Annotated in this window: 29 protein-coding genes and 3 pseudogenes; 22 read left to right on the top strand and 10 right to left on the bottom strand. The window is 38.8% G+C overall.

The window, feature by feature from the left end; genetic code table 11:
- Positions 1-133: 133 nt before the first annotated feature.
- Both HNR44_RS14635 and HNR44_RS14630 read right to left on the bottom strand, forming a co-directional pair.
- Positions 134-337, bottom strand: a complete 204-nt coding sequence (locus HNR44_RS14635) for a YdiK family protein (protein ID WP_184405055.1) — start codon at positions 335-337, stop codon at positions 134-136.
- Positions 334-1068, bottom strand: coding sequence for a CPBP family intramembrane glutamic endopeptidase (locus tag HNR44_RS14630; RefSeq protein ID WP_184405054.1), 735 nt, complete (start codon positions 1066-1068; stop codon positions 334-336). Before HNR44_RS14630 ends, HNR44_RS14635 begins: the two co-directional genes overlap by 4 nt.
- Positions 1069-1461: 393 nt before the next feature.
- Between HNR44_RS14630 and groES the strand changes: the two genes are divergently transcribed.
- Positions 1462-1746 (top strand): co-chaperone GroES, encoded by a 285-nt coding sequence (gene groES, locus HNR44_RS14625; RefSeq protein WP_184405053.1) that lies wholly within the window; start codon positions 1462-1464, stop codon positions 1744-1746.
- A 53-nt stretch (positions 1747-1799) separates the two neighbouring features.
- Complete coding sequence (groL, locus tag HNR44_RS14620) at positions 1800-3440, top strand: chaperonin GroEL (RefSeq protein ID WP_184405052.1); 1641 nt, start codon at positions 1800-1802, stop codon at positions 3438-3440.
- 98 nt (positions 3441-3538) lie between these two features.
- On the opposite strand, the pseudogene HNR44_RS14615 reads toward groL, so the two are convergent.
- Positions 3539-3751, bottom strand: a pseudogene (locus HNR44_RS14615) (tyrosine-type recombinase/integrase); the annotation flags it as partial.
- Between the two features lie 291 nt (positions 3752-4042).
- Between HNR44_RS14615 and HNR44_RS17715 the strand changes: the two are divergent.
- The 14 genes from HNR44_RS17715 to HNR44_RS14550 all read left to right on the top strand — a co-directional run bounded on the left by HNR44_RS17715 (position 4043) and on the right by HNR44_RS14550 (position 11103).
- The gene (locus HNR44_RS17715; RefSeq protein WP_246407470.1) at positions 4043-4309 is read left to right on the top strand and encodes a hypothetical protein; all 267 of its coding nucleotides are present in this window, start codon (positions 4043-4045) and stop codon (positions 4307-4309) included.
- A 5-nt stretch (positions 4310-4314) separates the two neighbouring features.
- On the top strand, positions 4315-4470 hold the full coding sequence (locus HNR44_RS17710) for an ACT domain-containing protein (RefSeq protein WP_343069537.1): 156 nt from the start codon (positions 4315-4317) through the stop codon (positions 4468-4470).
- 14 nt (positions 4471-4484) lie between these two features.
- On the top strand, positions 4485-5000 hold the full coding sequence (locus HNR44_RS14605; RefSeq protein ID WP_184405051.1) for a DinB family protein: 516 nt from the start codon (positions 4485-4487) through the stop codon (positions 4998-5000).
- Positions 5001-5066: 66 nt separating this feature from the next.
- Complete coding sequence (locus HNR44_RS14600) at positions 5067-5444, top strand: GNAT family N-acetyltransferase (RefSeq protein ID WP_221434318.1); 378 nt, start codon at positions 5067-5069, stop codon at positions 5442-5444.
- Positions 5445-5632: 188 nt separating this feature from the next.
- Positions 5633-5797, top strand: coding sequence for a hypothetical protein (locus HNR44_RS14595; RefSeq protein WP_184405050.1), 165 nt, complete (start codon positions 5633-5635; stop codon positions 5795-5797).
- A 1157-nt stretch (positions 5798-6954) separates the two neighbouring features.
- Complete coding sequence (locus tag HNR44_RS14590) at positions 6955-7113, top strand: hypothetical protein (protein WP_184405049.1); 159 nt, start codon at positions 6955-6957, stop codon at positions 7111-7113.
- Positions 7114-7721: 608 nt separating this feature from the next.
- Positions 7722-7904, top strand: a complete 183-nt coding sequence (locus tag HNR44_RS14585; protein WP_184405048.1) for a hypothetical protein — start codon at positions 7722-7724, stop codon at positions 7902-7904.
- Between the two features lie 54 nt (positions 7905-7958).
- Positions 7959-8114: a hypothetical protein gene (locus HNR44_RS14580; protein WP_184405047.1), complete on the top strand. Its 156-nt coding sequence runs from the start codon at positions 7959-7961 to the stop codon at positions 8112-8114.
- A 287-nt stretch (positions 8115-8401) separates the two neighbouring features.
- Complete coding sequence (locus HNR44_RS14575; protein ID WP_184405046.1) at positions 8402-8602, top strand: hypothetical protein; 201 nt, start codon at positions 8402-8404, stop codon at positions 8600-8602.
- A 153-nt stretch (positions 8603-8755) separates the two neighbouring features.
- Positions 8756-8926, top strand: coding sequence for a hypothetical protein (locus HNR44_RS14570; RefSeq protein ID WP_184405045.1), 171 nt, complete (start codon positions 8756-8758; stop codon positions 8924-8926).
- A 23-nt stretch (positions 8927-8949) separates the two neighbouring features.
- A complete protein-coding gene (locus tag HNR44_RS14565) occupies positions 8950-9246 on the top strand; it encodes a type II toxin-antitoxin system PemK/MazF family toxin (protein WP_184405044.1) in 297 nt (98 codons plus the stop codon).
- 689 nt (positions 9247-9935) lie between these two features.
- Positions 9936-10127 (top strand): hypothetical protein, encoded by a 192-nt coding sequence (locus tag HNR44_RS14560; RefSeq protein WP_184405043.1) that lies wholly within the window; start codon positions 9936-9938, stop codon positions 10125-10127.
- Positions 10128-10243: 116 nt separating this feature from the next.
- On the top strand, positions 10244-10642 hold the full coding sequence (locus HNR44_RS14555; protein WP_221434317.1) for a DinB family protein: 399 nt from the start codon (positions 10244-10246) through the stop codon (positions 10640-10642).
- Positions 10643-10797: 155 nt separating this feature from the next.
- A complete protein-coding gene (locus HNR44_RS14550) occupies positions 10798-11103 on the top strand; it encodes a hypothetical protein (protein ID WP_184405042.1) in 306 nt (101 codons plus the stop codon).
- Positions 11104-11560: 457 nt separating this feature from the next.
- Here HNR44_RS14550 and HNR44_RS14545 read toward each other — a convergent pair.
- Both HNR44_RS14545 and HNR44_RS14540 read right to left on the bottom strand, forming a co-directional pair.
- Positions 11561-11726: pseudogene (locus tag HNR44_RS14545) on the bottom strand (IS110 family transposase); the annotation flags it as partial.
- 107 nt (positions 11727-11833) lie between these two features.
- Positions 11834-12829, bottom strand: a complete 996-nt coding sequence (locus HNR44_RS14540) for an ABC transporter substrate-binding protein (RefSeq protein ID WP_184405041.1) — start codon at positions 12827-12829, stop codon at positions 11834-11836.
- A 500-nt stretch (positions 12830-13329) separates the two neighbouring features.
- On the opposite strand from HNR44_RS14540, the gene HNR44_RS14535 reads away from it, so the two are divergent.
- Positions 13330-14118 (top strand): MBL fold metallo-hydrolase, encoded by a 789-nt coding sequence (locus HNR44_RS14535; protein WP_184405040.1) that lies wholly within the window; start codon positions 13330-13332, stop codon positions 14116-14118.
- A gap of 527 nt (positions 14119-14645) precedes the next feature.
- Here the strand turns inward: HNR44_RS14535 and HNR44_RS14530 are convergent.
- From HNR44_RS14530 to rpsN, 4 genes and pseudogenes are all read right to left on the bottom strand, one after another.
- A complete protein-coding gene (locus tag HNR44_RS14530; RefSeq protein ID WP_184405039.1) occupies positions 14646-15638 on the bottom strand; it encodes a ZinT family metal-binding protein in 993 nt (330 codons plus the stop codon).
- A 61-nt stretch (positions 15639-15699) separates the two neighbouring features.
- A complete protein-coding gene (locus HNR44_RS14525) occupies positions 15700-16965 on the bottom strand; it encodes a metal ABC transporter solute-binding protein, Zn/Mn family (protein ID WP_184405038.1) in 1266 nt (421 codons plus the stop codon).
- A 55-nt stretch (positions 16966-17020) separates the two neighbouring features.
- A pseudogene (locus HNR44_RS14520) lies at positions 17021-17125 on the bottom strand (30S ribosomal protein S14); the annotation flags it as partial.
- A 166-nt stretch (positions 17126-17291) separates the two neighbouring features.
- A complete protein-coding gene (gene rpsN, locus HNR44_RS14515; protein ID WP_184405036.1) occupies positions 17292-17561 on the bottom strand; it encodes a 30S ribosomal protein S14 in 270 nt (89 codons plus the stop codon).
- Between the two features lie 758 nt (positions 17562-18319).
- On the opposite strand from rpsN, the gene HNR44_RS14510 reads away from it, so the two are divergent.
- Positions 18320-18955: a CatA-like O-acetyltransferase gene (locus HNR44_RS14510; protein WP_184405035.1), complete on the top strand. Its 636-nt coding sequence runs from the start codon at positions 18320-18322 to the stop codon at positions 18953-18955.
- Between the two features lie 289 nt (positions 18956-19244).
- Here the strand turns inward: HNR44_RS14510 and HNR44_RS14505 are convergent, their stop codons facing one another.
- A complete protein-coding gene (locus tag HNR44_RS14505) occupies positions 19245-19946 on the bottom strand; it encodes a hypothetical protein (RefSeq protein ID WP_184405034.1) in 702 nt (233 codons plus the stop codon).
- Positions 19947-20304: 358 nt separating this feature from the next.
- Here HNR44_RS14505 and HNR44_RS14500 point away from each other — a divergent pair, with 358 nt between their 5' ends.
- From HNR44_RS14500 to HNR44_RS14485, 4 genes are all read left to right on the top strand, one after another.
- Positions 20305-20676 carry a GntR family transcriptional regulator gene (locus HNR44_RS14500; RefSeq protein ID WP_184405033.1) on the top strand — a complete coding sequence of 124 codons (372 nt, stop codon included), beginning with the start codon at positions 20305-20307 and terminating at the stop codon, positions 20674-20676.
- A gap of 5 nt (positions 20677-20681) precedes the next feature.
- On the top strand, positions 20682-21548 hold the full coding sequence (locus tag HNR44_RS14495; RefSeq protein WP_184405032.1) for an ABC transporter ATP-binding protein: 867 nt from the start codon (positions 20682-20684) through the stop codon (positions 21546-21548).
- Positions 21541-22146 carry an ABC-2 transporter permease gene (locus HNR44_RS14490; protein WP_184405031.1) on the top strand — a complete coding sequence of 202 codons (606 nt, stop codon included), beginning with the start codon at positions 21541-21543 and terminating at the stop codon, positions 22144-22146. The genes HNR44_RS14495 and HNR44_RS14490 overlap by 8 nt, the downstream gene beginning before the upstream one ends.
- A gap of 766 nt (positions 22147-22912) precedes the next feature.
- A complete protein-coding gene (locus tag HNR44_RS14485) occupies positions 22913-23641 on the top strand; it encodes a YetF domain-containing protein (RefSeq protein ID WP_184405030.1) in 729 nt (242 codons plus the stop codon).
- Positions 23642-23905: the final 264 nt, after the last annotated feature.

Below are 23905 nucleotides of genomic sequence, written 5' to 3'. Positions count from 1 at the left end.
TTCGGCGCGCAGCATTAGCGAAAGGAGAAAGAACTTCTGCCACGGAACACTAGAGATGGAGGGAGAAGATTTTCGCTATAGAAAAAGGGAAGGACCCTAATCGGTGGGCCTTCCCTTTTTGCATGCCAGGTTTCTAATGGTTATTTTGTTCCTGCTTTTCTGCTGCACTCTTTTTAAAGGCATTCCAGGCGATCATATAGTCGAGCGCTGCAATGGCAAGGATGGCGTAAGTAAGGAAGCCCCAGCCATCCAACTGGACATGGACAATGGCAAAAACGACAAACAGTGTAGCTAAAAAAGAATATGAAAATCCCATTACACGTGGTGATAACTTCATGATATCAGAGCTCCTAATGCACCGATAATAAATTGAAGGCTCTCTTCTAGCTCCTCCAAATCGTCAAGATCCATATCCATAATTTCCAGGAATATAATCGGTAGAGATGCGAAAGTGTTCATTAGCACGTGGGCGATGATGGGTACAATAATTCGTTTCGTTTTCACATATAAATAAGAGAACACAAAACCCATTGCTGTATAGACAAGGATATGTGAAAAGTCCAAATGAACGATTGAGAAGATGGCTGAGCTGATGAGTGCTGCCCAAAAGAAATTCATTTTCTTATAGAGATGTCCGAATATGGCTTGCCGGAAAACTAACTCTTCAATAATCGGACCAAGCACAGCTACGGCTAAAAGGATCCAGAGATTATCACTCATCATATCCAGGATCATCCGAGTATTTTCAGATTCGGCTTCGACGCCAAACAAGAAACTTTGAATGTAAAATGCAGCCTGTTGTCCGAAGAGCGCGAGGAAGAACCCAATAACGACCCATAACGTAGACCAACCCACGCTCGCAGGAGGCTGATTTCCACGGATGGGATCAGATTCATTACGAATCAGGAGCCAAATGACGAATAACCCGAGGGCAAAGCTGGTAATGGTCGATGTTGCCATTATCGCTCCTAAATCCATCCCCAGTAATCCTAGTGGGAGGGCCATAATGGCACTTAATATTTGCGCGAGTACAAATGTGACGATTACAAACCAATAACGTAAGCTCAAGAAGCACGACTCCTTCATTTTAGATTGATCAAACTGTCGCAGCGTACGACTCTTTTGAACACATACTTATTTTATCAGTAGCTGACGATAAAACCTGTCAGGATTTGATCTGCCAATCGCCAACATTGTATCATAGCTCCCTCCCCATTCGCATGAAATATACCTTCTTGTAAAGATGATGTCACTTTGTTCGAAAAAATTTTTCCTTAAGACTTGAAAAAGAGCTTTGAACCTTTTATTATTATAAGTGGTGTTAGCACTCAACGTTATCGAGTGCTAACAATTGAATTCGAAAGTAAGTATGGCTTGCTGAAGTTAGGTCTTAAACCCGTACTTTCAGTGTATGCACTAGCTGTACTTCACATTATATTTTATTAAAGGAGGGTGTTTTCCTTGTTAAAGCCACTAGGTGATCGTATTATCATCGAACAAGTAGAACAAGAAGAACAAACAGCAAGCGGAATTGTACTTCCAGATTCTGCAAAAGAAAAGCCGCAAGAAGGAAAGGTTATCGCTGTAGGTTCTGGACGCGTAACAGAAAATGGTGAGAAAGTTACGCCGGAAGTTAAAGAAGGCGACGCGATTATTTTCTCCAAGTTCGCGGGAACTGAAGTAAAATACGACGAAAAAGAATACCTGATTTTACGCGAAAGTGATGTGCTTGCGGTCGTTGGGTAGAGATCTGTCGTAGGCAGTTGCCTACATATTTTTAACACAGGAGGGAATTCAGAATGGCTAAAGATATCCGTTTTAGCGAAGATGCCCGCCGCGCCTTGCTACGTGGTGTGGACGAGCTTGCAAACGCTGTAAAAGTAACGTTAGGACCGAAAGGACGGAACGTCGTTCTTGAGAAAAAGTTTGGTTCTCCGTTAATTGCTAATGATGGTGTAACGATCGCCAAAGAAATTGAACTTGAAGATAACTTCGAAAATATGGGTGCTCAGCTCGTATCTGAAGTTGCTAACAAAACTAATGACATTGCCGGTGACGGTACGACAACGGCAACTGTTCTTGCCCAGGCGATGATTCAGGAAGGACTGAAAAACGTTACTTCCGGAGCTAGTCCAGTAGGATTACGCCGCGGGATTGAAAAAGCAACTGAAGCTGCAATTAAAGAACTTCAAACAATTTCCCGTGAGGTTGAAGGTCGTGAATCCATCAAGCAAGTAGGTTCTGTTTCTGCCAACGACGAAGAAGTCGGCGAATTTATTGCAGAAGCGATGGGCCGTGTTGGCAACGACGGTGTAATCACGGTTGAAGAATCAAAAGGATTAGACACAGAGCTAGAAGTTGTTGAAGGGATGCAATTCGACCGCGGATACGCTTCTCCGTACATGGTAACAGACAATGACTCTATGCAAGCGAATCTCGATGATCCTTACATCTTGATTACAGATAAGAAGATTACAAACATCCAAGAAGTATTACCGCTTCTTGAGCAGGTTGTACAACAAAACAAGCCAATCCTGATCGTTGCTGAAGATGTTGAAGGTGAAGCACTAGCGACACTTGTACTCAACAAACTTCGCGGAACATTTAACGCTGTTGCCGTTAAAGCACCAGGATTCGGTGACCGTCGTAAAGCCATGCTTGAAGATCTAGCCATCCTCTCCGGCGGTACTGTTCTTACAGAAGATCTTGGCCATGACTTGAAATCCGCTTCAATTGAGCAGCTTGGCCGTGCTGGCAAGGTTGTCATCTCAAAAGACAACACAACGATCGTTGAAGGTGCTGGCGAAGCTCAGCAACTCACTGGCCGCATTAACCAAATCAAATCTCAGATCGAAGAAACAACGTCTGACTTCGATCGCGAAAAACTACAAGAGCGTCTTGCTAAGCTTGCGGGCGGGGTAGCAGTGATGAAAGTCGGTGCTGCTTCTGAAACAGAAATGAAAGAACGTAAGCTTCGCATCGAAGATGCCTTGAATTCTACTCGCGCTGCAGTAGAAGAAGGTATTGTATCCGGTGGTGGAACATCCTTCGTTAACATTTACAACGCTGTAAAAGCAGTTGAAGCTGAAGGCGATGAAGCTACGGGTGTTAGCATCGTATTGCGCGCTCTTGAAGAACCAGTCCGTCAAATCGCAACAAACGCAGGCCTTGAAGGTTCCGTTGTTGTTGAGCGCCTTAAAGGCGAAGATGTCGGCGTTGGCTTCAACGCAGCCACTGGCGAATGGGTAAACATGGTTGACGCCGGTATCGTTGACCCAACAAAAGTTGCCCGCTATGCCCTTCAAAACGCAGCCTCTGTTTCTGCTATGTTCCTCACAACAGAAGCTGTTGTTGCTGACCGTCCTGAAGAAGATGACGGCGGCGGCGCCCCAGACATGGGCGGCATGGGAGGAATGGGTGGAATGGGCGGCATGATGTAACGAGGTTTTTAAAACCTTGATACACCGCCCTATACAGCAATTCCTCCCCTGAAAAAGCAGCCAAATGGCATATTTTTGGCATACTTTTTCTCAGAAAATCAATATTGCATCCTTTTCATGAGGTCGCTGAACTTATCGGCGGCCTCTTTTTTGCGTGATTTTGTAACGTGCAAATATACATCTCTCGTTGTATCATCATCTTTGTGGCCAAGCCTGTCCATGATCTTGTCGAGATGAACACCTGCTTCAGCTAATAGGGAGGTGTGAGTATGCCGTGAAGAGTGGGGTGTAAGATCTTCATTCAGTCCGGCCTAGGAGCCAAAAGGTAACAAAAAAGTAACATTTTTAGAGAAAAAGTGTTTTTAAGGATGTTCCCGCAAAGGTGAGATGCTTTTTGCGGGAGCATTTTTTTCATCTTGCGTCTTATTGTTCAATACAACCTGAAATTAGTAGACTAAAGCAAAGATACACCTAACTGACATGAAATTTATTTTTGAAACGAGTTAAAGAATGATGTAGTCTTCCAGAAAAGGGCCATTATATAAAATAAGAACTGATTATACGTATGTGAAAAAAAGGAAGGGTAACTTTGAGAAGTTGTAGTGGAAGTAGGTACGGAGCAAGCAAGTGAAAGGGGGAGCGAAATGGATTTATCTGTTTTACATGAAAAGATTGCAATTTTAAAAGGTAGCCCCGATAAAAGGTTACCTTCATGGATTTTTGATAACAAAAAGTTTATCTCAATTACATATACGGATGAGGAACTGTCGGTTGTCTGCCCGGAAAATGTCATTCCAGATAATCACGAGATGACTGTTGAAAAAGATTGGAGATGCATTAAAGTTGATGGGCCTTTGATTATTCTTTAACTGGCATTCTGACTGCACTTACATCGCCACTTGCAGAAGCAGGTATTAGCATATTTGCAGTTTCGACCTACGATACTGATTACCTATTGATAAAGGAAAATAAGCTCGAAAAGTCTTTAGGCGTATTAACAAACAGTGGACACAATATATTTCGAGAATAAATCAGGAGGGTCTAGTGGTGTTTGACTTAAAAGGTGAATCAAATATGACGCCGGTTGTTGGAATGTTCTATTCGACAGTAAAAGAAAATTTTGAGCGATTAAAGTCAATCATTCAGGGAATGTCTCAAGAGGAATTAGATTATCATGGCCCAAATAAAGAATTAAATAGCACCGGTCAACTAATTAAACATTTAGCTTATATTGATATTAAATGGGTTTACAGGATCAAGGGCGAACCTTTTCCGGATGCTTTTGAAAATAAATATGGGCCAGCTTTAGACAAAAATAATCGACTTCCAAATGTTAAAGGAATCTCTCTGCAGGAACTTTTATTGAATTACGAACAAGTGTTTGCAATGTTTAAATCTGAATGTATTGGATTAACTGACACTGATCTAGATAAGGTTGTCACTTTTGGACATGAAAACGAAAAGCAAGCAACGATTCGTTGGGGAATGTGGCATATGGCAGATCATAGTAGATACCATCAAGCCCACATAAATCAACTTCGGAAATGGTATAGCAGTTAATTCAATTATCGAAGCGCTTATGCGGAACAAAAATTAATGCCTAACCTTACGGAAAACGTGGGGGTGATGAAAATAGTGATTAGTTCTGCAACAAATTCAGATGCAGCAGTAATTCATGATTTAATGATTAAAGCGTTTATGGAATATAAGAATGAAACCCCTCCATCAAGTGCATTAGATGAAACTGTGCAGTCGATTTCAGATGCTTTAGGTAAAGGAGAAAAAGCGCTAATTGCTTTTGAAAAAAGTAAACCAGTTGGTATGGTACGATTCAAATTAAAAAATGAGGGGTTAAATTTTCACCGACTATCAGTTATTCCAGAAAAACAAGGACAGGGCATTGCAAAAAAGATACTAATAGCTTTAGAGGACTATGCAAATGAGGTTGGACTATCTACAATTTTATGTAAAGTCCGTATGACTGTACAAAAAAATCTACAGTGATCGATGCCAAAAAAATCGTGGACTCAGTAAAATAAAAAATAGCCTCAATTTCGAACGAGGCGTTTTGCTTAACAATCATCGTCTGTATTTATGAATTTGGCTAGATTGGAGGTTAAACATTGAATATTCTTTTCGGTGGATTATTCCTAATATGGGGGATTCTAATACTTGCCATAGGGGTTAAGAAAATGAGTAACAAAGATCTCAAAGCTGAAAGTCGTGGCGACAATATCTTGTTTGAGATTGAATGGCTAACATTATTAATTCAAAAGTTACCTTCTCCTTTAGTTCGGTCATTTGTAATCTTCGTGGGAGTTACTTTTTCAGGTCTTGGCTTGTTTCTGATTGTTTAATAAAATTTCTTCAAGAATAGAGGCGCGATTCTTGAATAACAGGGATTGCGCTCTCCTCGAGAATAAGGCAGATCGTTGAAGAAAAGGGAATGTCCTGATGATACTAACTCTTTTAATTGTTATGTTCCTAATAAATTTCATTCCATTCTTAATTTATTATAAGCAATATAAAGATTTGAAAAAGCGAAATGCTGGTGATAGGCAGTATGATAAGTTAGCTGGACGTATGATGAAAGCCAGTGGTTTTATTATGCCAGCGATGCTTATAATTGTTGTATTGGTTTATATCCAACAATAAAATATAGGAGCTAACGTATACTTCAGTAATCGGGCGCATTTGCGGAATAAGTATGGTGTTCGTTATGGACAATAGAAAAAGATAAAGTCTTGTATAAACTGTTGTTACACATTTGCCTGCGCCATACTTATTCCACTAGAGCGCTTCCATTGTTGCAATTCATTTGTTTATTAATAATGAGTTAGGGTAACTGAAATACAAAAAGACTTTGATGGAAGGAAGAATTAAGATAGTCCTGTTTAAAATAAGAAAAATCATTGTTGTATTATTACTTGTTGTTGGGACACTAAATCTTATATTCATATTTTCGGATATAACCATTGACATATTAGGTCTTATGATACTTCTTTTCAGCGCATTTTTCGTAACCGAAGCTTCTATTGTCTGTAAAGAAGCAAAAGATCCAAAGTATGTTGTCATCATATATTATTCATTAGCAATTATTTATCTATTACTAGGATTATGGCAAGTCTCCATCGCTTTCCAAGAGTACAGACTATCATTTCTAATTGGAGTAATAAAAGACAGCGGACATTTATTCTAAGTTCCAAACACTGAATTGTTCAAATAAATGGTCAAATTTTTTGAAGATTAGCCTGATATGGCATAGGGTAGTGATCAGAAAAAGGATGATAATCATGAAAGGTGATAATCATAACACAATACCTGAACCAAGATGGAGGAAAATATCTCATTGGATTTTTTTCTCTATATCCGTAATGCCAAAAATTATAATACCTAATCCACCAGCAAAGCCAGTAAAGAAAAACCATAATCAGTTTGATATATGATATTTGCGATTGCCAGTATTACGGATTATGTCAGGAATTTCTATAAGAAGAAATCGGAGATATTTGGCATGGTTTTCACCGGTATATTTATGATTTTTATTGGCATTGTGGATTTTATAGTTCGGGGGATATCTGCGATAGTATTTTTCCTTGTTACGCAATCGAGCGCTTATGCGGAACAAGGAACAGCGTCTGATCTGCCGGAAAAAGGCGATTACGTGGAATAATGGTTGTGATGAGAGAAGAGGGGAGATACTCATGAATCGTAAAAGGTTAATATTATGGTCAATGTTATTAGGAGTGGTTGTTTTTCCGATAGGAGCTACATTGATTTTACTGCTTGGTAATAATCTACTTAATAATTCCCCATTGTCATCTATAACTCCCTATTTCTTGGGTTTTTTACTGATTGGTCTTATTTTGGCCTTTATTATGTATCAGTCGAAAAAGTTAAACACAACATCTTCTTAAGTGAGTGTTCAGCTAAAGGGTGCAAGAAATGAATAAATCACTTTTAGCACCTTTAAGTTAAATTAGATATAGCATAAAGAGAGGAATTTAAATTGAAAATCTCAAGGTCTATGGTTGTTTGAATGACCTTAACGGTTCTCATACTATATTTGGTAAACAATCTTTTGTTTGGTGAGTTCAGTGTTATCTCTTTTGTAATTTTTATTGGCACAGCAACGATTAGCTTTTTTGCAATAAAAAGGCTTGTTGATTGGGCATCTAAGGATTAGACACTTATTCCATAAAAGAGGCGCGATTGCGGAATAAATATTGCGCTCTTTATTGGCTATATTGAGCATCATCAGGTGGAAAGTGGAGGGGTAAAATGCATAATTATGTCCGAAATATGATTGCAATTGTCGTGATTGTGCCCGTATTCATAACGATCTTTCATGTTTTATTTAACCATACTTTTTGGTTCGCTGGATTTACAATAGCAGTAGGATTTTATGCTTTATATCTTAATTTTAGCGTTCTGATGAAAGAACGAAAGTCACATTACCAGTAAGAATTTATATAGTTTTGCTCGCATCAAATTCTATGCAATTGTAGGTGTAGGAGAATGAAAGAACCTAACGTTAAAGAAATAAAAGAAGCGCAAGGAGAATATAAAAAAGTAGGCAAGGTTCGACCAAGGCTTAAGGACTCAGGTACAAGAACTTTGCTAATCGTTCTCTTAATAATTCTAATTGCGTTTCTAGTGGATGGAATAAACTGATTTAGATGGTGATAATTCCAATTACCAATAGGAGTGTTATTACGTTATCGAGCGCTTTAATGGAACAAAAGTTATACCAGAAAATGGCCATATTATGGGGGGGTGGTCTTTTTTGGAAAGAGAAGTGAAAAAGGATTTAATTAAAGTTATATCTGTGACTGCTATAGGCTCGGTTCTGGTGATATCAACACCTTATTTCTTTAAAGTTTTTGTCTAAACCTTGTTCCAGAAAAGAAGCGCGTTAATCGAACAAGTAGGAATTTGTGTGTTAAAGAGGAGGCAATTCGATGAGACCAAAAAGGATAAGAAATGTGCTTATCGGGTTAATTTTTGCGGTCACGGCTATGGCTATGATGACAATTAGTATTGCTTTAAGCTACAACGGATTTATAGAAGCAAAAAGTGCTTGTGTGGAAAGCAATGGAACTATTACAGAGGAAAATGTAGATGTGTTAGCTTTAAATTGGTCAGTATCTTGTGAACAGTAATTTGTAGTCATGATTATTAAAGAATTTATTTAAGCACGAAGCGCATATCAGGAATAAGGACGGAAGTATTTCTCCGTAGGTGGATCGTTGAACACTTCAGGTTGGATCGAATATAAGATATAATAAGGGCACAGCTTTATGGAGGTGTATCATATGTCTATTCCAGATAAAATTATTCAGGAAATTGACATGTTGAGCGAGCAAGAAAGACAAAAGGTGCTTGATAAAATTAAAGAAAAATACATGTCTAAAGATGTTATTTTACTAGGTGAGAATTATGCTTGGTGGGATAATGAGGAGGATGACATTTACAATGAGCAGTAAGACGAAACAGGGCGAGATTTTGGTTGGCAGAAGTCCTTTTTAAAGGAAAGCGCGAAACTAAGCAACGCCCTGTAATTATTGTCGGTAATGAATTGGCAATAGATGTGGATGTCATCATTACCCCAGTTACTAGTCAGCAGCCCAGAAATCAATTTGATGTTGCTTTGGAGTATTGGAAAGACTCCGGATTGCTAAAGCCATCTGTAGCTCGTACTTCAAAAATTATTTCTGTGCATGGATCTGAATTGAAACGCTATATAGGCGAATTACATAAGCATGATCTTGAGCGGGTGCTTCATATGTGTAGAAATTTATTCTAGCAATTTTTAATTTTGTTCTTCCGCAAACGAGCGCTTTAATGGAACAATCACATATTGTAGGAACGGTAACATTAGGTGGGGTAGTAAAGTGGAAATCATAGGTACTGCCAACATTACCCTCATCATTTTTATAACCTTAGTTGGTTTCGTCACCTGGCTAGTTGTACGATCTGTTAAAAGGCGAAAAAATGATCATAAGGGTTGAATCAGTTAGTGTTTATTACTAGGTGTGTGCTAAACAAATGAGCGCAATTCTGGAACAACAAGGAATGCGCTCTCCTGAGGGAATAGGGCCATATTGTTGCATAATATAAAACTCCTAATTCGTTTAAGTGTTAAAATGAATGGGTATGGTCTGTTAGGAGGGATACATATGAGCAGAAAAAACCCTGGATAGCTGGATTACTATCTTTTGTTATATCGGGGGCTGGCCAAATTTATGCTGGTGCGTTAAGGATAGGCATATTTTTTATAATTATGTATATCTTGTTGATCATTGGCGGAGGATTCGAAATATTCAATGCAGTAGCGAGGTTACTATTTATAATGGGTATACCAATATTATGGATAGCAGCCATCATTCACGCAGTCTTATATGCAAGGAAGGTAAATACTCAACCTTAAATTTAGCTATATACGACCCGTTCATCGGTGGTATATAGTTTAAGGCAGTTACAGGAGGATTTCTTTTGCAAGATGGATATGACCCTCTTCGTGGGCAAGAAAACGAACAGCATAAAAAAAAATTAAGAAAGCGTATGTCTATAATATTTTTTTCTGTTTTATCTATTGCGATTTTAATTCTAGTCTTATCGTATATTTTTGGTTTTGATGTACAGTGGTTATCTGATCTGTTGGATCGATTGAGTTTTGATACATAGTTTACGCAATAACAGCTTAATTATGAGTTCACCCGACCTACCGTAAACGGGCGCTAACGGAACAATTGAAGGGGTGAATAGTCATAGATTCTGGTGGTTTTCTTTATGCAGCTAATATGACTAATACTTTAGCAAAAGAAATTCCGGAAAATAAATGGGATATTCAGTTGATTGAAGAATTAGGATCACTAAGAAAATTATTCATCCATATCATTCGCGTTAGAAATATTTATAGGGATGGGCTAAGCACTGGTATCGTGGAATTTCCGGGTGATCTTCCGTCAAGTAATGGCAATGTAATTGAGCAATTAGACAGATCAATGAATGAACTAGCTTTTGCATTTACACAAGCAAATAATCAACGTATTAAGATGGGTGAAGAATATTTATCAATAGTAGAGCTGTTAAACACTGCGGTACAACACGAAGGCATTCATCAGGGACAGTACTTTGTTGCCCTTAAACAAGCAAAGATTAAGTTACCAAAACGATGGATTCAGGACTGGGGTATGTAACTATATTTTTCAGTTATAGAGGCGCGTTTGCGGAAATAGGGGTTTGTGCCCATATTGCCGTATGAGGGCCAGATTGTGGAGGAAAGATTACCACAAATAATGATTGAAGATTAGCCTAATAAAGCAGAAGGTCTTGATCACAAAAGGGTGGTATTATGAAAGATGATAATCACAAAACAATACCTGAACCAAGATGGAGAAAAATATCTCAATGGATCTTTTCTTCAACTTTGATAATAATGCTAATAGCAAATATCATATCTCGGTTTGCTTATGGTGATCCCATTACTCCTTGGTTTTTTACTTTAATTGTTTTAATAGGTGGGTTAGGTCTTATAATTTTTGTCATTATAGATTATATCAATAAGTTCTATGTTAAGAAGACAGAGATATTTTGGATGTTTTTATCTGGAATCATTCTGATTTTAATTGGCATTGGGGATTTTATGTTTCTATATTGAAACAATCAGCAAAAAGTATTCATGAATCGAGCGCTGTAAAGGAATAAAGGTGTACCTGAATTGGGTGCGATCGTTATTGGCTTTTACAAATTTAAGGAGAATTTAAATTGTTTACAATGAATTCAATGAGAAACATCTTTCTTGTACTTATTATTCTTCATGGCCATTAGCCATATTGGTTCTTTTTTTGCATCGTCTATATTCTTTTCTATAGATATAACTATCATATTGACCGTATTATTCTTGAGTACTCAAGGATTTATATCGAGAAAAAAGGAAATTTAGAACATGCGAAACGTTTTTTCGGCGCAGCAATAGCCGCGTTTCTAATTACATTAGTTCCAATAATTATGCGATTAATAACCTAGTTTAAAAAGATGCTTCAATATAAAGTTCATCGATACGTTCATCTTACTGTTCCATAATCGAGCGCGATTGTTGAAGAGTGATCTTAGTTCACATAGCTATCCGTCAAAGCGCTGTGCTCGGGTTAAATGACGGAGATTCAGGTATTGCTCGGTTTTCCTCTGAAAAACTTCTAGATCTTCTTTATAGTAAAGTTTACCCAGATGGAAGGCATCAACTTTGTCCGTTTTCACTTTACGCAAACGGGTTTTTTGGCTTCAGAGGAATACGAAGGGCCAGATTGTTGAGCAATACATGGTGGTTACAATACTAAAATGATAAACGTAGTATCTGAGCTTATACCTTACCCGTCTACGGCATACATTTATTGTTCTTCTCCTAATACGTCTTCCAAGTATTCTAAATTGATGAGTCCCTTAATGTCATCTGTTCGCGTATATTGCGCATCATAACTGATCGTTGCCATCTCTTGCATGATATCTACATTCAGTTCATATGTTGCATTGAGGCGCTCGTTGGCACTGTGCAATTTTTCCTGATCCAGTTCATTACCGGTTAGCTCTTCAATATGTTCGATAAATATATCTATAGATTCCTCTGGATTTTCTTCAATAAACTGAATAGCATCGACATGGGCACGAAGGTAGCCTTTTGTGAGGTCTTCATTCTCCTCTGTAAACCCAGTCCGAGCTGTAACGACCGTTGTGGGTGTCTCCATCCCCCAGGCAAATTCATCTGCATCAAGGAGAACCTCCGCACCTGCCTGGCTTTCGAGGTTCACACCCCAAGGCTCAGGAACTGCGGCTGCATCCACGTCATCTTGAAGAAAAAGAGTCGAAGTATCTGCTGGCGCTTGGGGTAACATGCTGACCGACCCTCCCGAATCTTCTGCATTTAATCCTTCTTCCATTAAAGCTGCCCTTAACATCATGTCTTGTGTCGCTGTAATGGCTGGTATAGCAACACTTGCTTCATCGAGATCCTTCACATGCTCAATGCCTGCTGTTTCATTTGTAACAAGCACCGCCCCACCATTTATAGCTCCAGCTATCACTTCATGTTCAGGGTTGATTTGATATGTATTCATTGCAGGCGAGGGACCAACGGTACCAATATCAATGTCCTGTGTTGACATTGCTTCCATAAACACACTGCCATCTGGAAATGTATTAGGTGTTATTTCAATATCTTCGCCAAAGTGATCTTCCAAATAACCATTTTCAAGAGCAATGATACTTGGAATATGTGTTAAATTTGGAAAATAACCAATTTTAACTTCATCAGTATTTTCTTCTGATGTCTGGCATCCAGTCATTACAAGTAAAAAGAAAAAAGAAAGGCTAGGGATCGTTTTTTTCATTTCGTAATGCCTCCTTGAGTGTTTCAAACATATTTGATAATACCAACTAAATTAATGTGAATTATAAATATACTATGATTTAATGTCAAGAGTTTCATGTAACCAAGCAAATAAAAGCCATATGATTATGTCTTTTACTAGAATTTAGGAAACCTTAAATTCGTAAACTTGATACATTCGAAAATAAAACGATCCTGCCCATTGCCACAGGAGACACGATCGCCCATTGCTTGGCGTTGGATTATTCATTTACCCCGGTTCTTAACGCATTTGGATCCGGCATGTACTCAAGCCCAGCATAATCTTGATAAAGTTGTCAAGAGGAAGTGACCGTCTAACAAGTGTTTTCTAAGCATTGGAGGGGTCTCCTTTTGATGGGGATCTTTCTTAGTTTGATGGGCTTAGGGTAGCCAACAAAGAAAAGGATTTATTCTTCAAAAGAGGCACAAGAACCACATAAGACTTGCGTCACTTTTTTGCTGAGAGGAGGGCCAACAAAAATGCTAGAAATTAATGACTGTTGGTTTACAGTGACTCAAATTGATAACAATACTTTTGCTATTAGTGAATATGGACATAGGGAGAAGGTTCATTCATTTTTATTAATCGGTGAAGAGAAATCAGCATTAATTGATACTGGACTTGGAATTGATAATATTAAGAGGGTAACAGATCAACTGACAAGTTTACCAATAATTGTATTAACGACACATGTTCATTGGGACCACATTGGAAGTCATGGTGAGTTTGAAATTTTATATGTACATAAAGAGGAAGAGGACTGGCTCATTAATGGAATTAAAAAGCTTCCAATCGAGCAAATCAGAAGAGATGTAAGTCGGGATATTACAATACCTACTCCAGAAACATTTGATCCATATACATATAAACCATTCCAAGGAGAGCCTACTGGTTTGTTAAATGATGGCGATGAAATAGAAATTGGGGAGCGGAAATTAACTATATACCATACCCCAGGTCATTCGCCCGGTCATATATCAATTTACGATGATAGCGAAGGGTATTTATTTACCGGAGATTTGTTTTATGATAAGACTCCAATTTATGCGTTTTTCCCAACAACGAATCCTGTTAATTTGGTGGAATCTCTAGAAAAAATATCAAATATACCGAATGTAACAAAGATTTATGGGAGCCATAATACACTAGGTCTTTCTCCAGGCATATTAGATGAAATAAAAAAAGCAGTTAAAAAATTAAGAGAAAAAGAACTCGTACGTTTTGGAACAGGGATCCACAAATTTAATGGATTTAGTGTTCAATTTTAAATGCACTTATGCCATTAACGGAGCGAATATCATTCACAACAGACTAATCGCGCTTATTTACAGGAGAGAAGTATATTTTAATATACGCTGCGGGATTTGGTGAAAAGGTATTTAGACGAACGTGACGATGATGAATCCTGTTTATTTGTAATAGAGCGTAAACCCACAGGACGTATGAGTGTAGATACTTTTGTATAAATTTAAACGACCTTGACCAAGGGGAAGAGATAGCACCTGGTGAATAAATATTTTGACGTTCTCGAGTCGAGCAATTATGAGTTAGTCTTTGGTTATACGATTAGGTACAGTGGCTAATGAAGTCAGGTGGGAATTTGATTCTGATGAATTAGATTAAAATGATATTGATTGTTTAAGTGCATTAACTATGCTGTATACTCCAGTGGATAGACTGCAGTATGTAAATGGTGAGCTCTTCTCGCCGACTTTCCCCGCACCGGAAGATTCATCCTGACAGGCGGCCAGGATTGTAATGACCGCCATGATTGTAAATAAAAGCTTCAAAATGATTAGTGCAGGAGCAGATCATCTACGATCTGATCGCTGCTCCACTCTACAGGGTAGTAGGTTGGCCAATGGTCAACTTCATCCAGAAGTTCGTCTCTGTCATCTCCCCAATAGAGGTGGAAATGTGAAGAAGGCTGTGGTGCGATGATATGGTCGCTGAACTGGATGTTCTGAGGTGCTTCATCGTCTCCTTCTTCCAATTCGAAGATGTAGCGGACACCACGGTTGCCTGCTTCATATTCAAGGATTTCGTAGCCGTCATATACATATGTTCCTGAATATGTTTCATCGCCGTCATGGAATGTAAACTCACCATCTTCTGTTATTTCGATGTTATCTACACTCGTGGCATAACCTGTTTCATAATACTCCTTGTAATCTTCAAATGACATGTCGTCACTTTCTTCGGCTCTATGTTCAAATACTTCCTCAAGATCACCTTCTTCAAAGTAAGGATAGACGGACTTCCACTCTCCAGCCCAGTCTGAAATGTCCCTGTCTTCGACATCTTCATCGTCGAAGTAACCCTCGTAAACATCGCTATCATGGTCATCAATTATTACAGTTACAGGCTCGGTTTCACTGATGACTTCATGATCATCATCGTATAATGTTGCTTTTATCTGTTGGTGGTCTACCGCTTCAGCTTCGAATGTATCTCCATCTCCGCCGTCAGCAGATTCCCATTCGCCTTCATCTCCGCCTCTGACATACCAGTGCCACTGGCCATCGCCTTCATCTTCTTCAGTTGTTACCGTAAGTTCCACTGTATCACCAGTATGGTAATGGTCTATAAATCCCTCAATTTCGGCATCGCCTTTTTCTTCGGACTCATGGTCATGATCGTGGTCGTGATCCTCTTCTTCGGTTGCCTCCTCATCTTCTGTGGCTGCCTCCTCCTCCAACTCGGTATCTTCGTCTGCAGTATCCTGGCATGCTGCTAATAACGATCCAATCACGACAACACTGGACCATTTCACAATTGCTTTTTTCATTACAGTATATACCTCCAAAAAGAAAAGTGTACGACGTAGCGTATAGTCACCTGCAAGTCTTTTAATCATTTAATGCCATTTCCAATGTTTCAATGTTCATTTCCATCATACTGAAGTAATCTTCACCTGCTTCAAGATCGTCTTCAGATATGCTTTCCATATTGCGTAGAATCAAACTTTCCGCTCCAATTTCATTTTGGATCACTTCGGTGATGTTGCTGCTCACATTATTTTCAAAAATAACATATCCCAGGTTATTCTCTTCAGCGGTATTGACTAATTCAGTCAGGTCCGATTGCGAAGGCTCTTCAGTAGAGGAAAGACCGTGAACGCTAAGTTGCTCGAGTCCATACCTTTCTTCCCAATAGCCATACGCAGCGTGCGAGACAATGATTTGGTTATGGTCGGCTTCATCAAAGGCTTGCTGCAATTCTTGATCGACGTCTTCTAAACTTGCCCTCAGCTGCTCAAAATTCTCTACAAAATATGCTTCTTCCTCTGGCATTAATTCAACCAACTCATCTTTAATGTTTTCGGCCAGTTCAATACTCCGTATAGGGTCGAGAAAAATATGTGGGTCACCATCGCCGCTTTGCCCATCATGGTCATCGATCTCAACGGTCACTGGCGCCGATTGAGCATAAGCTTCGTGATCATCATCAAACAGCACGGCCATCAGCTCTTGACCGTCCTCGGCCGGCATCTCATAGTCCTTGGAATCCTGATCCGGCACTGTTTCCCATTCTTCATCCTCCTCATCACGCGTGTACCAATGCCAGTGGTCATAATCTACGTCTTCATCCAACTCAGCAGTTAGAGAAACATTATCACCCGTATGATAATGATCCGCTAATCCTTCAATCTCTACATCTTCCGGCGCTTGATGATCGTTGCCGTTTCCATGATCATCGTCTTCTTCCCCATCATCGTGGCCTTCTCCACGTAGATCGATGTTTTCGGCGGCTGGAATGATGCGAACATCCTCGTCACCAAGCGCATCGTCCACTGTATCCGCGAATGGCTCCATCCCTGTTAAACCTGAGTAAATAAAGGCATCTGATTCAGCGATTTGCACCATGTCATTAGAAGAAGGCTCGTAAGTATGCGCATCTGCATTCGGTGGGGAGACACTTTCTACTTCAACAAATTCTCCCCCAATTTTTGCTGCAAAATCTTCCAGTACATAAAGGGAAGTATAAATGGAAAGCGTATCCCCAGCACTATCTTCGGATTCAGTCCCCTCATCCTCATCATTCGTTTTTTCGGCTTGACAACCGACAAGTATCACTGTCAACAATAAGATTGTTGAGAGCACATATGGCTTCATAGTAATTCGCAGTTCCTCCTTTTCATTTCACTTTAAGTAAAATGATGATACTTGATTACCAGCTCGCTTTTTTCACCCCAGGGATCTGTCCTTTGTGCGCATACTCACGGAAAGCAACTCTCGACATTTTGAATTTACACAAACACCTGCGTAGTCGTCCATTTTTCCAGCCCTCATTTATCATTTAAAATTGTAATCATTACGATTTGAAAACTATAAAAATAATACCCTATTTTTGGAATTAGGGTAAATGCTTTACCTTTTGCATATCCTCAATTATTCAATGTAAAACCTTCCAAAGCGTACAATGTTGTGGATACGGTAATTTACCAACTAGCTTTTTTAACTCCTGGGATCTGCCCTTTATGTGCGTACTCACGAAAAGCAATACGTGACATTTTATATTTTCGCAACACTCCACGCGGACGCCCCGTAATTTGACATCGCCTCGTCAATCGAGTTGGCGATGAATCTCGCGGGAGCTTTCGCAAGGCTTCATAATCCCCTTCTTCCTTCAGCTTTCTGCGAAGCTCTGCATACTGTGCAACGAGTTGTTCTCGTTTTCTTTCTTTCGCGATCTTTGATTTTTTTGCCATTCATCGTCACCCTCTCGTTTATAAATCGTAATAGTTACGATTTAAGGTTAAGGGAACTTTTTCCTGTTGTCAACCCTTATATAATTGTATATGAGACATTTTCAAGAAGAGGAAGCACTGTATCTCAATGGGAGGCCTTCTGGACTCGAACCGGCTTAAAGCATGTTCCATTTGAGACGGTGATGAAAAGAACAATAACTGAGGTGAGAAAATGAGTATAAAAGAAGAGGTTATAAAAACGATAAACGAACTTCCTGACGATGTCACTTATGAGGATATTATGGAGGAAATATTTGTTTAATCTAAAAATTGACGCCGGATTAAATCAACTTGATGCGGGAAAGTACCTTAATCATGGTCAAGTGAAGGAGCGTATGGGTAAGTGGTTGAGTTGAGATGGTCATTATTGGCAGCTGAGGATAGCTTGTATATTGAAACGGTGAAATTGTAGGTATAGTTGATTTAATTCCCACATTCCCATATTCGGGAAGAATGGTACCAAAATATAATTCTGAGTTTATAAGAGAAAATATGATAAAAAGCTACAGGGTTATCTATAGAATACATTTAAGTAGTTCGAATATTGCACCAATGGAAGCAACTGAAGGACAATTTAGAGGAATGACAGGTCGCATCTTTCTACTAAGGATTATGCGATTTGCTTTTTGTTATGGTAAAGAGGTGCTATTCTGGAATAGCAATTGTGACGCCTTTGTTTTTAATGACTAAATTGTTGAATAAATGAGAGGTTGAAATAGATGACAACGTATCAAGTCATTGATTTAGAAAGTTTTCCAAGAAGAAACTATTATGAGTATTTTATGGCGACAGACACAATGTTTGAAATGACAGTAAAAATTGATGTTACTCAAGCAGTTAAAAAATGCAAAGACGAAGCTATAAGTTTTTATGCTTACTCCATTTTTAATTTGACTAATTCGGTTAACAAGATCCCGAATTTGAGGTATGCCCACATCGATAATCAATTAGTAGAATGGCAAGAATTAGTACCAACGTTTACGAACTTTAATCAAGAAACAGAGTTATTTTATACTTTATGGTTGGAAGAATTAACAGATTATACATCAGTTGACCGTGAGTACAAAAAGCTTATAAAAGACTATGCAAACACAACAGATATCGCACCAATGGGAGATGTTCCACCCAACGTGGTAAATATTTCGTCAATTCCTTGGTTGCATTTTGAACATTTTTCATCTCATTCAGGAGCTATCAAAAATAATGTAACACCAATGATTACCATTGGAAAGTACGAAAAAGGTGGTTCACAGTTGCTAATGCCAGTGAATATTAAGGTTCATCATGCAACAGTAGATGCCTATCATGTCTCGCTTTTTTTTGAAATACTGCAACGTGAAATGAACCGTGCCTGATGGCTAGTTGGCGCTTGGGTTGAAAATATGGTTTGAATGCAATGTTAACAGGCTCATATTGAGCTCTTAAACTTTAAAAAGGTTCTTGTGAGACTAAATGATGATTCCTAGTTGATCCGCGATGTATGATAGTTCCAATTCGCTTGGTTGTCGGATTGATATACAGGTGTACAGACCTTTGATGAAATCTTCTAAGTTTGTGGAAATTCTCATATGCACTACCCACAAAACATACGTTCTCTATTAAGTTGAAAGAAAAGCCCTCGAAGGGCTAATGCTCATATTCTATCTATCTTTCTAAGTCAATCTCAATTTGCAATTCATCTCCGACATCCATGAAATCCTCGTCCGTCGGAGCACTATACCTAAGTTCAATGCTCTGCACTTCATCAGCTGTTGAATTTTCTAGGAAATAGTAAGAAGATCCACTCTTGCTCACTTCGCCAAAATACTCACCGTCCATATGATCGCTCAAGAACATATCAGGATCTAATTGTTCGCCTGTATCGGTGATCAAAGTCGCTTGAGAAGCATAAAACATAATGTCATCTTCGCTTGTGTTTTCAACGTTCATATCTACCTGAATGTATTCTGCTTCGTCTTGATCAAGAAGCGCGGCAGCTTCACCTTCAAAAACAGCAGATACGCCATTTGCTTTCTCGATCTCTAAAATAATTGGGCCTGTTTCAAACGTTCCCACATCATCAGCAAGGCTGACAAGAGTTTGTTCACCATTTTCATCGGAAACTGTTTCTCCTACTTCATGGCCGCCCTCCGTTGTAGCTGCATCTTCTCCATCTTCGTCTGATTCATCATCTTCGTTACCTTCTTCCTCTTCGTCTATGTCTGAGTCATCTTCCTCAGCGCTTACATCTTCAGTTTCCTCGTCAGTCTCATCGGTGTCTGCTTCATTCGATCCATTTCCGTCTTCGCCACAAGCTGATAAAACAAGCAATGATCCCATTCCTATAGATACTAAATATTTCTTCATATGTTTAACCCCCTAATACATAAGTACATTTACATAGTACAATAGATTGGAATACTTTGGAAGTCCTTAATTTGACCTACGTATTTAAATTTAATAAGAAGAGACAAGTTCAAGTGGCCTTATAAATATGAAAGCAAATACAACATCCTTTAGATAGCTTTACAGTCAACTTTCACTGAAAAAATTTTTCGAATAAAAGTAGTTGCATGAATCCCTACACATGTATATAATGTTATTATAGTATATATACATTATAGAAACATATGAGAATTTATATGTAACGCTGACTTCAATAACAATTCCTGTACGGATTCAAGCAGTACAGGATATTCCGAAAAATTAAAGAAGAGGGATTGGCATGCAAATAATTATTTCCAACAGTTCAAAGGAGCCGATTTATGAACAAATTACGAATCAAATTAAATCGTTAATTTTAGCAGGTGAACTACAAGAGGGGACAGCAGTACCTTCAATGCGTAAACTCGCAAAGGATTTAAGGATTAGTGTTATAACGACGAAACGTGCCTATGAGGAATTGGAGAAGGAAGGCTTTATCTATTCCATTGTTGGAAAAGGTTCTTTTGTCGCAGAGCAAAATTTAGAGCTTATGAGAGAGAAGAAGCTGAAGGTCATTGAAGAGCAGCTGATTGCGGTCATAACGAATAGCAGAGAAATTGGGCTGTCTCTTGATGAGCTGCAGCAATTATTGAAGATTTTATATGAGGAGTGAAATGAATGGAAAATGTCGTTGAATTAAAAAGTGTAACGAAAAATTTCAAAGGTTTTTCCGTTGAAAATATTGATTTGCAAGTTAAGAAAGGCTTTGTAACGGGGTTTATAGGAGCAAATGGTGCTGGTAAGTCGACAACGATAAAAATGATTATGAATCTATTAAGGCCAGATTCTGGGGAGGTAAAACTTTTCGGGTTGGACTACACAGCTCACGAGAAGGAGATCAAGGAGCGCATTGGGTTTGTATACGATAGTAATGTCTTTTTTGAAGGGATGAACCTAAAGGATATTAAGCGCATTGTTGCACCAGCCTACAAACACTGGGATGATACATTATTTTATCAGTATACTGATCAATTCAAATTACCGCTTTATAAAAAGATAAAAACTTTCTCAAAAGGGATGCAAATGAAGGCATCTTTGGCGATAGCCCTTTCCCATCATGCAGAGCTAATTATTATGGATGAGCCGACAGCAGGCTTAGACCCCATTTTTAGACGAGAGCTGCTGGATCTTTTGCAGGAATTAATGATTGACGGTAATCGTACCATTTTCTTCTCCACGCATATTACAACAGATTTGGATCGTATCGCAGATTATATAGCTTTTATACAGAACGGGGAATTAGTATTTAATCAGTCCCTTAACGACGTTGCTGAAAATTATGCGCTCGTTAAAGGAGGAATGGAGTTGCTGGATAGAGACACGGAAAAATCTTTTGTTCATATTCATCGCGCACCAACAGGATTTGAGGCATTAACGGGTAATATTAAAGCAGTGAAAAATACTTTCGGGGATTCGGTTGTTATTGAAAAAGCATCACTGGAAGATATTATGTATTACTTCAAAGGGGGTATACACCATGTTTAATTTAATAAGACGTGATGTTATATTACAAAAAAGGTTGCTTTTAACCTTTCTCCCTTTTATCCTATTCTTTATATTTATGGATGTACACCCAACTGTTACTTTTCTGGTTGCCAATATATTTATTCCCTATAATGCTTTTTATTACGATGAAAAAGCAGAAACGAATATTTTGTTAAACTCCTTACCCTACACACGTAAAGAAATTATCGGCTCACGCTATCTTGGTGCTATCGTTTATATGGTTTTAGCCGTTGGGGTAACAAGTCTGGCATTATTTGCTTTGAATAAACCTTTTACAATGACTGATATTGCAGTTGGAAGTGGTTTATTCTTATTATTTGCTGCGCTCACGTTCCCATTATTTTATATACTTAAACCAGGTCATATTACAACAGTTATTCTCTTTAGCTTTATCCTTTTAGTAGGCATAGGGCCGCCTATCATGTCGTTTTTAGCTGAACATTTAACAGCAATTACTGATTTTGTTGCCAATTTATCTCTCCCGGTTTTATATACGGGAGCGGTACTTGCCATTGTGACACTCTATGGTGTTTCTTGGGGAGTTACCACTATGATTTACCAGCGAAAATCGTTCTAAGATTGGGGATCTTCTTACTCAGAGCTTTCAACAAGGCGCATCATGAGTTATGACTCCAGCACTGACAATAAGGGAGTTTATTTCCAATACATGGGTGGATGCTGAAGCTTAAGGGCAAAACACGTAAACAGTGACCCTTGGATTTTTCCAACGTGAGTAGTGCATTCATCTTTTACCGCCCTTGCAATCTTTTTTACCACCAAATGCGGAAGAGTTTCCCCCCTTTTGCGGGGGCCTTTACCAATTCACCGTCTCCTGTATACTTAATGGGCATGCCAATCGGCATGACATTAGGAATACAGGAGATTTTCTTTATGTTTCCATTGTTACCCGTATATTTGGAATAAAATTAACTCTAAAAACGAAAAATACAAGTGGTTTGGGGCACTAACACATCGATTCAATCTTGTTTTATAAGGTACACTCAGTCTCCGCCGCAAACATAAACAGAAAACTGTAAGGGGCCTATCAAGATGAAAAAGGTTCTATTCCATCCTTTCCTACGAATGTCATCCGGCCATCATCAGGTATCAAATCACTGATGGCTTGGCTAAGATTATATGACTCGTGTAAATCGACCGAATGTTAAGCGCATACGCTTATGGGTTCGACATGGCAAAAAAAGAATCCAGCTAGTTCTTATCTACATCTCAATGGCTGTTTGACGATTCAGCAAACCGATCCATTTGAAGCGAATATTTAACATACATAAATTTGGAAAGCAGGGAAAATTTAATGGTATTCATGTTAAAAAGGTGGTAAGGGTATGCAAGAGTCCCTGGTTGTCATTGTACGAGCCGTGATTACGTTCTTTGTTCTTCTTCTCTATGCCAGGCTCATTGGGAAGTCTCAAATTGGCAATTTCACCATGTTTGACTACATCAATGGTATTACGATCGGTTCCATTGCAGCTACGTTAGCCACAGATATCTCTTCCAAAGCCCTTGTTCATTGGCTTGCTTTAACGGTGTTTCTCATCCTGACGCTCATCCTTCAATGGACTGGAATGAAGAGTCGCTTTCTGGCCAAAGTTCAAGATGCCGAACCTGTCGTTCTCATGGAAAAAGGAAAGCTTTTAGAAGAAAATTTAAAAAAGTCCCGAATTACCAAAGATCAATTAATGGCCCAATTACGAGCCAAAAATATTTTTTCGCCGGTAGAGGTAGAAATTGCGTTATTGGAACCGGATGGTTCGGTCTCCGTTTCACCCTATTCATCGTTTCAAGTCGTGCAAAAAAAAGATTTAAACATCCCTCCGAAAGCAGCGAAACTGACGACTGAAGTGGTCATGGATGGGAAATTGATTGACCAAAATCTTTCCCAGCGAAATAAAGATCAAGATTGGCTCATGGAACAACTTCAGACGCAAGGAATCAATGATCTTCGTGAGATCTCTTATGCAGCCATCCTTCCCAATGATACGCTTTACGTTGACAAGTTCGACGATCAGGTCAATGACGAAATGAATATTAGTGATTATCCTGGTCCTTACTAACCCTCCAAAGCGAAAAGGGGACTTGAATAAGTTTTTGCTTTATTTGATTCCATCATTATTTCTAAAATGGTGGTGCTGCGGGGAATCCTAAATGGAAAGAAAAAAACCTCCATAGAGAACGAATCTTGTCATTAATATCAAAAGAAGAACGGCTCCCCAGATAGAAACGGGCGCTCGTTCTTCTTTTGTTCCATGTTTTTGATCTCCGATGTTTCAGTGTTATGAGGTGGTTCAGACGTTTAGTTGGATTGCTAAGATGCAGTT

The organism is Geomicrobium halophilum (assembly GCF_014207655.1).
Classification (GTDB): Bacteria; Bacillota; Bacilli; order Bacillales; family Marinococcaceae; genus Geomicrobium; species Geomicrobium halophilum.
The sequence above is the reverse complement of the archived record's forward strand: the minus strand, read 5'-3'. Positions and strand labels throughout refer to the sequence as shown.